The 14076-nt window shown below is 61.9% G+C and carries 13 protein-coding genes and 1 riboswitch; of the genes, 5 read left to right on the forward strand and 8 right to left on the reverse strand.

The window, feature by feature from the left end; genetic code table 11:
- Window positions 1-72 precede the first annotated feature (72 nt).
- Window positions 73-891 (forward strand): alpha/beta fold hydrolase, encoded by an 819-nt coding sequence (locus tag ACOYXI_RS07500; protein WP_098964313.1) that lies wholly within the window; start codon window positions 73-75, stop codon window positions 889-891.
- 29 nt (window positions 892-920) lie between these two features.
- Here the strand turns inward: ACOYXI_RS07500 and ACOYXI_RS07505 are convergent, their stop codons facing one another.
- Genes ACOYXI_RS07505 through ACOYXI_RS07525 form a run of 5 tightly spaced genes read right to left on the reverse strand, consistent with a single transcriptional unit; the run spans window position 921 to window position 5740 of the window.
- Window positions 921-2948, reverse strand: coding sequence for an LTA synthase family protein (locus tag ACOYXI_RS07505; protein WP_461674645.1), 2028 nt, complete (start codon window positions 2946-2948; stop codon window positions 921-923).
- Between the two features lie 22 nt (window positions 2949-2970).
- The gene (locus ACOYXI_RS07510; RefSeq protein WP_098964315.1) at window positions 2971-3582 is read right to left on the reverse strand and encodes a hypothetical protein; all 612 of its coding nucleotides are present in this window, start codon (window positions 3580-3582) and stop codon (window positions 2971-2973) included.
- Window positions 3582-4877 (reverse strand): sialidase family protein, encoded by a 1296-nt coding sequence (locus tag ACOYXI_RS07515; RefSeq protein WP_135296015.1) that lies wholly within the window; start codon window positions 4875-4877, stop codon window positions 3582-3584. The genes ACOYXI_RS07510 and ACOYXI_RS07515 overlap by 1 nt, the downstream gene beginning before the upstream one ends.
- 51 nt (window positions 4878-4928) lie before the next feature.
- Window positions 4929-5474 carry a cytochrome b/b6 domain-containing protein gene (locus ACOYXI_RS07520; RefSeq protein WP_282412470.1) on the reverse strand — a complete coding sequence of 182 codons (546 nt, stop codon included), beginning with the start codon at window positions 5472-5474 and terminating at the stop codon, window positions 4929-4931.
- On the reverse strand, window positions 5474-5740 hold the full coding sequence (locus ACOYXI_RS07525) for a PepSY domain-containing protein (protein ID WP_007960465.1): 267 nt from the start codon (window positions 5738-5740) through the stop codon (window positions 5474-5476). Before ACOYXI_RS07525 ends, ACOYXI_RS07520 begins: the two co-directional genes overlap by 1 nt.
- A 170-nt stretch (window positions 5741-5910) precedes the next feature.
- On the opposite strand from ACOYXI_RS07525, the gene ACOYXI_RS07530 reads away from it, so the two are divergent.
- The 3 genes from ACOYXI_RS07530 to mntP all read left to right on the forward strand — a co-directional run bounded on the left by ACOYXI_RS07530 (window position 5911) and on the right by mntP (window position 8901).
- Complete coding sequence (locus tag ACOYXI_RS07530; RefSeq protein WP_461674646.1) at window positions 5911-6573, forward strand: response regulator; 663 nt, start codon at window positions 5911-5913, stop codon at window positions 6571-6573.
- Window positions 6570-7946: an ATP-binding protein gene (locus ACOYXI_RS07535; RefSeq protein WP_461674647.1), complete on the forward strand. Its 1377-nt coding sequence runs from the start codon at window positions 6570-6572 to the stop codon at window positions 7944-7946. Before ACOYXI_RS07530 ends, ACOYXI_RS07535 begins: the two co-directional genes overlap by 4 nt.
- Window positions 7947-8156: 210 nt before the next feature.
- Window positions 8157-8329, forward strand: a riboswitch (yybP-ykoY riboswitch).
- Between the two features lie 8 nt (window positions 8330-8337).
- Entirely contained in the window at window positions 8338-8901 is a 564-nt protein-coding gene (gene mntP, locus ACOYXI_RS07540) for a manganese efflux pump MntP (RefSeq protein WP_461674648.1), read from the forward strand.
- Window position 8902: 1 nt separating this feature from the next.
- Here the strand turns inward: mntP and ACOYXI_RS07545 are convergent, their stop codons facing one another.
- The 3 genes from ACOYXI_RS07545 to ACOYXI_RS07555 all read right to left on the reverse strand — a co-directional run bounded on the left by ACOYXI_RS07545 (window position 8903) and on the right by ACOYXI_RS07555 (window position 13011).
- Window positions 8903-9616 (reverse strand): DUF72 domain-containing protein, encoded by a 714-nt coding sequence (locus ACOYXI_RS07545; RefSeq protein ID WP_461674649.1) that lies wholly within the window; start codon window positions 9614-9616, stop codon window positions 8903-8905.
- 1132 nt (window positions 9617-10748) lie between these two features.
- A complete protein-coding gene (locus tag ACOYXI_RS07550; protein ID WP_461674650.1) occupies window positions 10749-12536 on the reverse strand; it encodes a thiamine pyrophosphate-requiring protein in 1788 nt (595 codons plus the stop codon).
- 199 nt (window positions 12537-12735) lie between these two features.
- The gene (locus tag ACOYXI_RS07555) at window positions 12736-13011 is read right to left on the reverse strand and encodes a DUF2798 domain-containing protein (RefSeq protein WP_134786637.1); all 276 of its coding nucleotides are present in this window, start codon (window positions 13009-13011) and stop codon (window positions 12736-12738) included.
- Between the two features lie 126 nt (window positions 13012-13137).
- Here ACOYXI_RS07555 and ACOYXI_RS07560 point away from each other — a divergent pair, with 126 nt between their 5' ends.
- Window positions 13138-14067 carry a LysR family transcriptional regulator gene (locus ACOYXI_RS07560; protein ID WP_135296017.1) on the forward strand — a complete coding sequence of 310 codons (930 nt, stop codon included), beginning with the start codon at window positions 13138-13140 and terminating at the stop codon, window positions 14065-14067.
- Window positions 14068-14076 lie beyond the last annotated feature (9 nt).

Here is a 14076-nt window from a genome sequence, read left to right on the forward strand (position 1 = left end):
TTGCGCCGATAGTGATGGGCGGCCATTGCGGCATCCGGCCTTCCGAACGATCGCCCACAGCAAGGAGTTCCCATGAGCACATTCACTACCGATGACGGCACACAGATCTATTTCAAGGACTGGGGCAGCGGCAAACCCGTGTTGTTCAGCCATGGCTGGCCGCTGGATGCCGACATGTGGGAATACCAGATGGAATACCTGAGCAGTCGCGGCTACCGCACGATTGCCTTCGACCGCCGTGGTTTCGGGCGCTCCGATCAACCGTGGACCGGCTACGACTACGACACCTTTGCCGATGACATCGCGCAACTGATCAACCACCTCGACCTGCGCGATGTCACGCTGGTGGGCTTCTCCATGGGTGGCGGCGACGTCAGCCGTTACATCGCCCGCCACGGCAGCGAGCGCGTTGCCGGGCTGGTACTGCTCGGTGCGGTGACGCCGCTGTTCGGCAAGAAGGCCGACTACCCGCAGGGCGTCGACACCTCGGTGTTCGACGGGATCAAGGCCGGTCTGCTCAAGGATCGCGCGCAATTCATCGCTGATTTCGCCGCGCCGTTCTACGGCACCAATCAGGGCCAGAAAGTCTCCGACGGCGTGCTCACGCAAACCCTGAACGTCGCCCTGCTCGCCTCGCTGAAAGGCACCGTGGATTGCGTTACCGCGTTCTCCGAAACCGACTTCCGTCCGGACATGGCGAAGATCGACGTACCAACCTTGGTGATCCACGGCGACGGCGATCAGATCGTGCCGTTCGAAACCACCGGCAAACAGGCGGCGGCGCTGATCAAGGGCGCCGAACTGAAAGTCTATGCCGGTGCGCCCCACGGTTTTGCCATGACCCACGCCCAGGCGCTGAACGAAGACCTGCTGGGCTTTCTGAACCGCTAAAACGTCGCGCTGACCGAGTATTCACCCGGTCAGCGCACATTGCGATACAGCATCAGCCGCGCGCTCTCGTGCAGCCCCCGCGTCAGTTCCACCAGGCGCTGGAATTCCTCGGGGTTTTGCCCGGCGACGTTATCCAGCGGGGTCTTCGACGCCAGGTCATGCAGGGTCGGCGAGCTGCCGTCATGCTGCATTTGCAGGAGGAAATTCTTGGTCACCCCGCCAATCAACGGGAACGTCCCCTCGCGCAGCACCAGCGGCACTACGCGCTCACCTTCCGGCGCCGGTTGCTGGAAATCGCGGCCCATTGCGCCATTGCGGAACGGCACGCCGGCCATCCCGGCCACCGTCGGCAGCAGATCCGTCAGCCCCACCGCCTCCTCGATGACCTTCGGCGCAAGCATGCCCGGGGCGTGAATCAGCATCGGCACATGATTGCTTTCCAGGCCCAGTTGCTCGAACGCCGGCGGCATGTGCGGGATCTGGCTGATACGCGTGTTGTGGTCGCCGAAGAACACAAAAATCGTGTTGTCGTAATAGCCGCCAGCCTTGGCCAATTCCATCAATTTGCCGATATTGAAATCCAGCAGGCGCACCGCGTTGTACTGCTCGACGCTGCGCGAACCGGCGGCCTGCACCTGCTCCAGCGACAGGTTGCTGACCTCGAAACCGTCGTTGTCCTTGGGGATGGTGAATGGCCGATGGTTGCCCGAGGTTTGCACGTAGGCGAAGAACGGTCGGTCCTTCGGCAAGTCGCGCAGGATGCGGTCGCTCTCCTTGAACAGATCCAGATCGGAAATGCCCCACACGTCCACCAGCGGCGAACGCCAGTCACTTTCCTGATACAGGCGCACGCCGTCGATGCTCTGTTGGATCAGCGCATTGATATTGGCCCAGCCGGCGTTGCCGCCGATCATGTAGAGCTTCTGGTAATCGGTGAACGCGTTGATCAGCGTGTGCTGACGGGTGATCAGCGGATGACGGGTGGCTGTCTCGCGGCGCGTCACGTCGGGAACGCCGGTGATGCTCGCCCACACGGTTTTCGCAGTGCCGGTGACTGGCACATAGAAGTGTTTGAAGAACCAGCTTTGGGCCGCCAATTGATCGAGGTTTGGCGTCGGGTTCAACGGATTGCCGTAGGCGCCAACGGCGCTGGTGCCCAGCGATTCGAGCATGACGAACATCACGTTCGGCGTGCCCGGCAGCCGATACGGCTGCACGCCTTGCTGACGCTCGAAGTTGAGCGATTGCGGATCCGGTCGATCCACGCCCAGATAACGGGCAATCAGCGGATAGTGCTCGCGCACCTGCGCCTCATCGAATTGCGCCTGCCCGGTTTTCAGCGTGTCGTACAGGAACAGCACCGGGTTCAGACCGACCGCGGCGATCTGCGCGTTACCGGAAAAGAACGCATCGCTCCAGCGCAGCGGCACCGGGTTTTCCAGGTTGAGATTGTCGACCCGACCGAGCAACGCCAGCAGGACCGCAACCACGCCCAGCCCGGTGCCGAATGCCAGCGACGGACGCCGGATAACCTCGGGTTCACGGGCCAGCGTCAGCCGTTCCAGCTGCAAAAGTCCGTAGAACCAGACGCCCAGCACCGCCAGCCAGCCGAGGGCAATCCATAGCACCGGGTAGGTTTCCCAGACCATCTGCTGCGAAATCTGCGCATCCTCCAGATAACGCAGCACCGTGGCGTTGATCCGCACGCCGAGGTAGGCGTAATGACCGAAATCGATGATGTACAGAAGGCCGATAACGCCGAGCGCCAGCAGCCAGTAAATCCGCGCGACCCAGCGCAACCACGGCAACCGCGTGAGGTTCCAGCGCGGCACCCAGGCCAGCAGCGCCAATGGCAGGATCAGCAACACGGCGAGGCGCAGGTCGAAGCGCAAACCGATACCGAGGGTTTCGCGCAGCGCCGGGTTGTCGACGAACTCGCTGGGCGCGATCCCGGAAAACCCCAGCACGAACACCAGCCGGAGCACGGCAAACAACAAAAACGCCAAACCTGCCGCGCCCACGCCATAGCGCAGGCGTCGCGATTGCAACCAGCCCATCATTGACCTCAGTGTCGTTGGTTCAAATAGAAGATGTCGCGCCGGCCGGTGCGGCTCGCAGCAGACGCCTGACCTCACGGATGCACAGCGCTGCAGCGGCGATCAGGCAGTAACCCAGCAGCAGCGGATCGATCAGGTAATCCCAATAGTTTTCCGAGGCCTTGAGACGCAAGGCGAACGCCAGCGTGCCCAGCGCAAGCATCGACACTGCCAGCGTATTGCGCAGCCACAACAGCGCCAGTGCCAGCAGGCCGATACAGACGATCATCGGCCGTGGGTTGAAGCCCCAACGGTACGGATCGAAATACGTCAGGCCCATCGTCGCCGGGTACAGCAGCGCGGCCAGCACGGTAAACAGCACCAGCACCTGCACCCGTGCCGGCAATGTCTGCCGCTCGACCACGCCCAGTCGGACCAGACTGGCCCAGCCGAGCAACACCAGCGTGGTGATCGCCAGATCATCGGTGAAGCTACGCACGTACGCCGCCAAAGGCAGTTCGTTGATTGGCACGAAGCTGACCAGCGCCAGCAGCGGCAACAGCCACGGGCGCCAGCGTCGCGTGCATTGCAACGAGCCGAGCAGGACAAAACCCAGCAGGATGAATGTCAAATGGGCTTGCCAGAGCAACAGCATCACAGGCGCTCCTCGAGCCACGCTTCATTGAAGCTGACATGTTTGATGAAGGTGTTATTCCACGAATACACCAGGTGATAGAGGCCATCGCTGCCGCGACTGAAGTACGGATACTCGTACTCGAAATCACAGCCCTGCGGCTTGCACACCCGGTAATCCAGATTGCTCAGAAAGCGTTGCTCCAGCGGCAAGCGCCGGGCACCACTGGAAGCGCGAAAGCCTTCGCCGATGATCGCCTTGTAGGCTTCGGGGGCGAACGGCTGGCCGAGCGGATCGGGCGACTGATCGAGTTCGATCACGTTGCGCCAGTGGTTCAGATTGGCATCGGTGCCATAGAGGCTGAGCTTGAAGCGCCCGTCCTGCAGATCATTGAGCGCCACCAGCAGACCGTTGTCGCCGGTGCCGACTGCCGCGAGCGATGAATTGGGGTTGGCCGGTTCCAGCGGATACGGCTCGCTCCACGTCTGCCCGGCGTCCTCGGTGCGGCTGGCCAGCACTCGATGATGCGTGTCGCCGGCATAACGCAGCATGGCCACGGCACGTTTTCCGTCCAGCGGCACAATGGTCGGCTGCAACGAATGTTTGCCACGGCTGATGCGGAATTTATCGATCACCGCGCCGTCTGCGCTCAGGTACAGGTACTCGGCGAATTTGCCCATGAACTCGTGATACACCGGCAAACCGATCGAGCCGTCGGCATGGAACACCGGCGCGGCGCGCACCAGCGTACTGATGTTGAAAAACGGTGAAGTGATCAGCTGTCGCGGCGCCGACCAGTTGCGCCCGACATCATCCGAGACCATCACGTTGATCGCACTGGTGGCCCAGCCGCCCACGGATACCGAGACATAAAACATCCACAACCGTTGATCCGGCGCGAGGGCGATCACCGGATTGCCCAGTTTGCGGATGTAGCGGCGGGTGCCGTCGCGGGTCGATTCGCGGGTGGCCAACACCTGCTCGGCGCCCCACTCCGCGCTGTCGGCGTCATAGCGGGCGGTACGGATCTGCACGTCGGCGGCGCCTTCGCGGGAACCGGCGAACCACACCGCCATCAGGTCGCCGCCCGGCAGCGCGGTCACCGACGACGAGTGCACGAAATCATTCAGTTGCGAGGAGACGAAGCGACTGCTGTACAGCGGCTCCGGTGCCTGCAGCGAAGCATCGACGGGCGGCGCGGCCACGGCAAATGGCGCCAGCACATGAGCCGGATGACTGCGCCAGGCACCAAAGAAAACCAGGCTCACGGCCAGTCCGCCGAGGATAAGTTTCAAGCGATCGGGAAGCGCACGCATAGTGGACTCACGGCAAAAACAGGATGGAGGGCAATTGGCAAAACATCCCTGTCAGCGCGGCGGATCGTCCGGCAAGCGCCGTCGGCGTCCGGTGAGCATCGACAACGGCAAGTTGTCGCGCAGCAGAAAACTTTCGAACAGCGCGGCGGCGATGTGCAGGCAGACCAGCACCAGCAAGATGTCGGTAGCGGTTTCGTGCACCTGCAACGGCCAGTCGGCGCCCCACAAGGCATCGACCTCTTCCATGGCCCAGCCGCTCAAACCGGCGATGAACATCGCCAGCAACATCAACAGCATCACCAGCGCCCCCATCGGCGAATGCCCAAGACGATGCTCGGGCCGACCGGCAATCAACGAGCGCGCATGGGCGAACAGTCGCGTCGGCGTCGGCCAGAAATCCGCCCAGCGCGCACTGCGCGGCCCGACGAAGCCCCATACCAGCCGCACCAGCAGCCAGCCCATGGCGTAATAGCCGAGCCAGACGTGCCAGGCGTCACCGGCTTCATTGAAGAAGTAATTGGCGACGAAGACGCCCGCGATGGACAGATGAAACAGCCGCACCACGGGGTCCCACAGGCGCACGGACGTGCTCGGCATCAGCCCTTGATCTCGGTTTTCACCGCTTTGCCGCTGACCGGGTCGTGGTAGATCTCGACCTTGCGCTTGTCCTTGTCGAAACCGTAGATCTCGTAGCAGTTGCCGTCGGTGACCTTGAACTTGCTGATCTCGTAGCCCTGAGCCTTGAGCTGCTCCTGAAAGGCTTTCTGGTCTTGCCATTGCGAGCGTTCGGCGGTGGTGCATTGCGGGCCGGCGACGGCCAACGGACTGGCAACGATGAGGGACAACAGCAGAAGTTTGCGCATGGAAACACTCTCGCTCGATGAGGAAGGCCTCACTGTGCAAAAGCAACCTTAGTCGAAGCTTAGTTGGCAACGAGTCGTTACATCTTTCCCGTCGGGTCAGCTGCCACAGCTGGCTGCACAGCGGCATGATGCCGCCGGTCAACCGCCGTGTTTCCTCAAGAGAATCCGTTATGCGCCTACTGCTGGTCGAAGATGATCGCGCCCTCGGTCAAGGCATTCGCGTTGCCCTCGGCAGCGAAGGCTACACCCTCGACTGGTTGCAGGATGGGGTCAGCGCCCTGCACGCCCTGCGCAGTGAGAGCTTCGACTTGCTGCTGCTCGACCTCGGCCTGCCACGGCTCGACGGCCTCGCGCTGTTGCAACGCTTGCGTGGTGAACAACAGGACTTGCCGGTGCTGATCCTCACCGCCCGCGACGGCACTGCCGAACGCATTGCCGGACTGGATGCCGGCGCCGACGACTACCTGATCAAACCGTTCGATGTCGATGAACTGAAAGCGCGGATTCGCGCGTTGCTGCGCCGCAGCCAGGGCCGGGCGCAACCGGTGCTCGAGCATGCGGGAGTGTGTCTGGATCCGGTCACGCAGCAGGTCACCTGGCACGGCACCGACGTGGTGGTGACGCCGATGGAATATCAACTGCTGCATCAACTGCTGGCCCGCCCCGGCAAGGTCGTCACCCGCGAACGCCTATCGCGAGCGCTGTATGGCTGGCAGGATCGGGTCGAGAGCAACACCCTCGAAGTGCTGATCCACAACCTGCGCAAAAAACTCTCGAGCGATTTGATCCGCACCGTGCGCGGTGTCGGCTATGTGGTGGAGCTCAAACCATGATTTCCATACGCGCGCGGATTCTGGTGCCGGTGCTGATTCTGGTATTGATCGGCGACCTGCTGATCAGTTGGCTGGTGCTGCGCGACAGTCACCATGAAATCGAAGAGGTCTATGATGCCCAACTGGCACAAAGCGCGCGCCTGTTGCAAGGCGTGCTGGCCCAGCGCGCGCCCGGCGACAACGACTGGAGCCGGCTCTATCAGGCCTTCGATGAAGCCATGAGCCGGGTCGGCGACGGCGAGGCCGCGCACCCTTACGAAACCCGTCTGACCTTTCAGGTATGGCGCAGCGACGGGCAGTTGCTGGTGCGCTCGGCCGAAGCGCCGGAGCTTGCCGCACCGCCCACCACCCTCGGCTCCCATGACCTGATGGAGAACGGCCACGACTGGTGTGCGTTCCTGCTCAAGGATTCGCAACAAGGGCTGCTGATCTGGGTCGGCGAGCGCGACGACATCCGCCAGGATCTGATCGAGCGCATCGTCGGCCACACCGTCTGGCCGAGCCTGATTGGCGTACCGCTACTGGCTGCGTTGATCTGGCTGACCATCGGCTGGGGCCTGCAACCGTTGCGCGCCATGGCGCAGAGCATTCGCGGCCGTGACACCGAAACCCTGAAACCGCTGCACCTCAGCCCCCTGCCCCACGATCTGGAACCAATGCAGACCGCGCTCAATCGCCTGTTGCAGCAGATCGACAATCTGCTGGCGCGTGAGCGGCGCTTCATTGCCGACGCCGCGCACGAGTTGCGCACGCCGCTGGCGATCCTGCGGATCCACGCGCAAAACGCGCAACTGGCGGCGACCCCGCAACAACGCGAAGAAGCGCTGGAGTATCTGGTCAGCGCAGTGGATCGGGCGACGCGCATCGCCAGTCAGTTGCTGACCATGGCGCGCATCGAACCGCACCTGGCCAATCCCGAAACCCGCAGTGTGGAGCTGACCGAACTGGTGCGCGAAGAACTCGCCGAACTGGCACCGCTGGCCCTGGAAAAAGACGTCGAACTGATCCTCGACAGCGACCACCACTGCCCGGTCGACACCGACCCGGTGGCCCTCGCCATCGCCTTGCAGAACCTGGTGACCAACGCCCTGAACTTCGCCCCGCCGGGCAGCGAGGTACGGGTTCAGGTGCAACCGCAGGCGGGCGGCGCGGTGTACATCAGCGTCGAGGACAGCGGGCCCGGGATCAACGAATTGGACTACGCGCGGCTGTTCGAGCGTTTCTACAGCCACGGCCACGGCAATGGCGCGGGACTGGGGCTGGCGATCGTGCAGATGATCGTCAGCAAGATCGGCAGCACGTTGCAGCTGTACAACCGACCGCAGGGCGGGTTGTGTGCGCAGTTGCGGATCAATGAACTCTCGAGTCAATAACATCGCCCGGCCCCTGCACAAGCATTGTGGCGAGGGAGCTTGCTCCCGCTGGACTGCGCAGCAGGCCTTCTGATGTTCGGCAACGAAAGGGCCGCTGCGCGACCCGGCGGGACGGTGCGACGATTCGACAAGCTCCCTCGCCACAGAGTCTGGTGTTGATCGATTGTCTCGATGCTTTTGACAAAATTTTCATGTTTGCCCCCATAAGATCCGCAGCCTCGTTGGGGAGTAGCCTGTTTCCGAGTCCCTCGGAAGCGTTCGTATCAACATTCTCGGCAACTTGCCGTGGTACGAACACCTTTTTGGTTGGTGAGACCGACGACACATCCATGCCTGAAGTCGGGCGTGTGGTTGTGTCGTTGACTCATAGCCCGACTGGAAGTGTGCCCCCGTGAATCCTGTTTCCCTCATATTCCTCGCTCTGGCCATGTCCACGGACGCGTTCGCCGCAGCCATCGGCAAAGGCTCCAGCCTGCACAAACCACGTCTGACCGAAGCGCTGCGCACCGGTCTGATCTTCGGCGTGATCGAAGCCATCACCCCGATCATCGGCTGGCTGATCGGCCGGGCTGCCACCCGCTGGGTCGCCGAATGGGACCACTGGATCGCCTTCACCCTGCTGCTGATCCTCGGCCTGCACATGATCTACAACGGCCTGAAGCACGAAGACGAGGAAGAAGAAAAACCCGGTCAGCACTCGTTCCTGATTCTCGCGGTTACCGCGTTCGCCACCAGCATTGACGCGCTCGCGGTCGGCGTCGGCCTGGCGTTTGTCGACGTGAATATCTGGGTGGCGGCAGCGGCCATCGGCCTGGCAACCATGACCATGGTGACCATTGGCGTGATGCTCGGCCGGGTGCTCGGTGCGGTCGTCGGCAAGCGTGCGGAAATCGTCGGTGGCGTGGTGCTGATGATCGTCGGCGCGACCATTTTGTACGAGCACTTGTCAGCCTGATTCAGGCCCGGATCAGCGCCGCCAGTGTCATCGCGTTGCCCAGCGCGGCGCCACTGGCGGTGTTGTCGAAAATGCACCAGACGCTGGCGCCTTCAGCAGCACAGAGCTGCATGTCCTGCGCAAGCTGCCGCAGATAAGGCAACTCGTAAGCACTGTGATAAATCCGTGGTGCGCCATGCAGTCGCCAATAGCGCACACCCGCCCAGCCCTGCGCCGAACCGTCGGTACTGATCCGCGACGGATCGACCACGACCTGGGAAATCCGATACGCCTGCAACATCGGCGCCGCCACCACCCACGACTCATGCCGTGGCTCAAGCACCACGTCACCGGCGAAGCGTTGGCACAACGCCACGAAAAACGCCTCTGCGCGTGCCGGCTCAAAGGCCAGCGACGGCGGCAGTTGCACCAGCAAACACCCCAGCCTATCGGCCAGGCCTTCGCACTGCCCGAGAAACTCATCCAGCGCTTGCTCACAGTTTTGCAGACGCAACTCATGAGTAATCTGCTTTGGCACCTTCACCGAAAAACGAAAACCCGGCGGCACCGATTCCGCCCAGCGCGCATAGGTCTGACGCCGATGCGGGCGATAGAACGAGCTGTTGATTTCCACGCAGTCGAACCGCGCGGCATAACGCTGCAGATGCGTGCCCTCGGCCGGAAACTGCGGCCAATACTCACGCCCCAGACTCCAGCCCGCGCAACCGATGAACATCAAAAAAGCCCCTTCGCCGCTTCACGCATGAAAATCTCCACGGTCTCGTTCACAGATTTCAGGCACAACGCAATACCTGTGGGAGCTGGCTTGCCAGCGAAGGTGTCGATACATCCACAAACGCTGCGCCTGACACAACGCTTTCGCGAGCAAGCCCGCTCCCACAGGGTTCAGCGGCGCTCACAGATTTGGAGCACGACGAAATACCTGTGGGAGCTGGCTTGCCAGCTAAGGCATCGATACATCCACAAACGCTGTGCCTGACACAACGCTTTCGCGAGCAAGCTCGCTCCCACAGGGTTCAGCGGCGCTCACAGATTTGGAGCGCGACGAAATACCTGTGGGAGCTGGCTTGCCAGCGAAGGCGTCGACACATCCACAATCGCTGTGCCTGACACACCGCTTTCGCGAGCAAGCCCGCTCCCACAGGGTTCTGCGGCGCTCACAGATTTGGAGCGCGACGAAATACCTGTGGGAGCTGGCTTGCCAGCGAAGGTGTCGATACATCCACAAACGCTGTGCCTGACACAACGCTTTCGCGAGCAAGCTCGCTCCCACAGGGTTCTGCGGCGCTCACAGATTTGGAGCACGACGAAATACCTGTGGGAGCTGGCTTGCCAGCGAAGGCGTCGACACCTCCACAATCGCTGTGCCTGACACAACGCCTTCGCGAGCAAGCCCGCTCCCACAGGGTTCTGCGGCGCTCACAGATTTGGAGCACGACGAAATACCTGTGGGAGCTGGCTTGCCAGCGAAGGCGTCGATACATCCACAAACGCTGTGCCTGACACAACGCTTTCGCGAGCAAGCTCGCTCCCACAGGGTTCAACGGCGCTCACAGCTTTGGTGCACGGCGAAATACCTGTGGGAGCTGGCTTGCCAGCGAAGGCGTCGATACATCCACAATCGCTGTGCCTGACACAACGCTTTCGCGAGCAAGCTCGCTCCCACAGGGTTCTGCGGCGCTCACAGATTTGGAGCACGACGAAATACCTGTGGGAGCTGGCTTGCCAGCGAAGGCGTCGATACATCCACAAACGCTGTGCCTGACACAACGCCTTCGCGAGCAAGCCCGCTCCCACAGGGTTCTGCGGCGCTCACAGATTTGGAGCGCGACGAAGCGCCTTCACGATTATTTTTTGCCGGGGAGGACGCTGGCCAGTACTTGCTTGGCGGCTTGCACGATCACGCCCGCCTCGTCCGGGTCGCCTTTGAGCAAGGTCGTGGCAAATTTCTTCGCCTGTTCGAGCTTGATGTGCGGCGGCAATGGCGGCACGTTGGGGTCGGTCTTGAACTCGATCAGCACCGGTACGTCCGAGGCCAGTGCCTGCTCCCAGGCGGCGGCGACGTCTTCTTCGCGGTCGACGAAAATTCCTTTCAGGCCGATGGAAATGGCGAACAGGTGATACGGCACGTCGGGAATGCTTTGCGAGGCTTCGAACTTCGGATCGCCCTCCATCACCCGCTGCTCCCAGGTAACCTGATTCAGGTCCTCGTTGTTGAACACCGCACAGATCCACTTCGGGCTGTCCCACTGGCGCCAGTATTTGGCGACGGTGATCAGCTCGGCCATGTTGTTCATCTGCATCGCGCCGTCACCCACCAGCGCAATCACCGCGCGCTCGGGATGGGCGAACTTGGCGGCGATCGCGTACGGCACGGCAGCGCCCATCGAGGCCAGGCCACCGGACAACGAACATTGCATGCCGCGACGAATTTTCAGGTCACGGGCGTACCAGTTGGCACAGGAACCCGAGTCGCTGGTGATGATCGCCTGATCCGGCAGGCGCGGTGACAGCTCATACACCACCCGCTGTGGATTGATCGGATCGGCTTTGGACATCGCGCGTTTTTCCAGGGTCTTTTCCCAGGTGCTGCGCCAGCCTTCAATTTTCTTGCGCCACTTGTGCGAAGTTTTCGGTTCGAGCAACGGCAGCAGTGCAGCGAGGGTTTCGGCGGAGTCGCCGACCAGATTGACCTCCATCGGATACCGCAGGCTCAGCATGTCGGGCTGCAGGTCGATCTGCACGCCACGCGCCTGACCTTCCTTGGGCAGGAACTCGGCATAGGGGAAACCCGAGCCGATCATCAGCAAGGTGTCGCACTCGTGCATCATCTTGTAGCTCGGTTCGGTGCCCAGCAGGCCGATGCTGCCGGTGACCCACGGCAAATCGTCCGGCAACGCAGCCTTGCCGAGTAACGCCTTGGCGACGCCAGCACCGAGTTTTTCCGCAACCGCAATCACTTCATCCGTTGCCTGCAGTGCGCCAGCGCCCACCAGAATCGCGACTTTTTCACCGCTGTTCAGCACATCAGCGGCGCGCTGCAGATCGGCCTCGTAGGGCAGCACTTTCGGCTTGGTGTAACCGACGCCGGAATGCGCGGTGCCGTGTGCCCGCGCCGGAGGTTCATACTCAAGATCCTGCAAATCATTGGGCAGGATGATCGCCGTCACACGCCGTTCGCCAACCGCCGTACGCACGGCGCGGTCGAGCAAATGCCGAACCTGCGACGGCGCCGACGCCTGCTGCACAAACGCTCCGGCCACATCCTTGAACATCGAGACCAGATCCAGCTCCTGCTGGTAATGACTGCCGAGCGCCGTCCGCGCCTGCTGGCCGACAATCGCCAGCACCGGTTGGTGATCCATGCGGGCGTCGTATAACCCAGTGATCAGGTGCGAAGCACCCGGCCCCGAAGTGGCGATGCACACACCCAACTCGCCCGTGAACTTGGCGTGGGCCGAGGCCATGAAAGCGGCCATTTCTTCGTGCCGCGCCTGAACGAATTCGATCTTGCCATTGGCTCGGGCGAGCGCACCGAAAACACCATTGATGCCATCCCCCGGATAACCAAAAATCCGCGTGACACCCCATTGGCTGAGCCGCTCAACCAGAAAATCTCCCACTGTCGTCGTCATCTCGTTCCTCGCCTGTCACCGATGCATGAAGCCTGCCCAGCGAGATATCCGCCGGGCGGTACATGGGTCTGGACAGCTTGGGAGCGCGCGAAGTTTCGATTGTTTTTACCCGACGGCGTTGCCGAGCCGATCCCTGCAGGAGCTGCCGCAGGCTGCGATCTTTTGCTGTTGTTTTTGAAGATCAAAAGATCGGGGTTCATCAACGATGCGGGTGCACCGTCATCGCCACCAGTTTGATCACGATCGGCCGCACCACGAGGATGCAAAGGAAAGCCACCGGCATCGCCAGCTTGTAGGCGTGCAGCGCATTACTCAGGTAGTCGTTATCAATCCCGGAGTTGGCCGCAGTGATCACCAGCGACATCAGGAACGCCATGATCGTCGCCATATACAACGCAAACACATACGGCGTCGCCCGTGCAGAAAGCTTGCGTCGACCGAGATACAAGGCATCGGTAGTGGTTCTTTGATTCATATGGCTTTTCCATCCATTGACAGGGAGCCGGCACCTTAGCAAAGCCCCCTGCCCTCAACTAGACGGCCCGCCACAGGTACTTTATAAAGCAGAACTTACGAATCAAACCCACGCGGCGGGACACGGATGAATCTGTTGGCGGCGATTGCCAGTTTTATCAAAGTGGTCGAAGCAGGCTCCATCGTCGGCGCCGCCAAGACCCTGGGCGTCAGTGCGGCCGCGGTCAGCCAGACCCTCAATCGCCTGGAAACGCACCTCGGCGTTCGCCTGCTGCAACGCACCACCCGCAGCATGGCCCTCACCGAAAATGGTGCGCTGTATTACGAAAAGGTCCGACGCATCGCGGCTGATCTGGAGTCGGCGCAAAGTGCGATCGTCGGCGATGAAAGCGAACTGCAAGGGCGTTTGAGCATCGCCTCCACCAGCGCGTTCGGCCGCCACGTCCTGGCGCCGTTACTCGCCAGTTTCGCCGCGCTGCATCCGCGCCTGCTGGTCGAGCTGTCGACCACCAACGGCAAGATCAATCACATCCAGGACGGCATCGACCTGAGCCTGCGGATCAAGCCGCAACTGGAAGACGGCATCGTCGCGCGCCGGATCGTGTCCCTGCCCTTCGTCTTCTGCGCCGCTCCCGCCTACCTTGCGCGCGCCGGCGTACCGCAAACACCGCAAGACCTGCAGCATCACGCCTGCCTCGCGTTTCGCTATCCACTGGATGGACGCTTTCTGCGCTGGGGCCTCATCCGCGACGGCCAACGCTACGACGCCCCGATCAACGCCACCGCCATCAGCGACGACATCGATGCCTTGGCGCAAATGGCAGTCAACGGCGCAGGTGTCACGCGCCTGGCCGAATTCGTCGCTGCGCCCTATCTCGAGAGCGGTCAACTGGTGCAACTGTTCGAAGATCTTCCGGGTGATACCCACGGGCATGTCGAACCGATGGACATCTATGCATGCGTGCAGGAACGAGCAGCGATGACGCCGAAGGTCAGAGCCTTCATGGATTATTTGACGGAGCACTTGAATAGGCGCTGGCCAGTGCAAGCTGGTTGATCCACAGCA

This window comes from Pseudomonas sp. G3-19, from assembly GCF_054855875.1.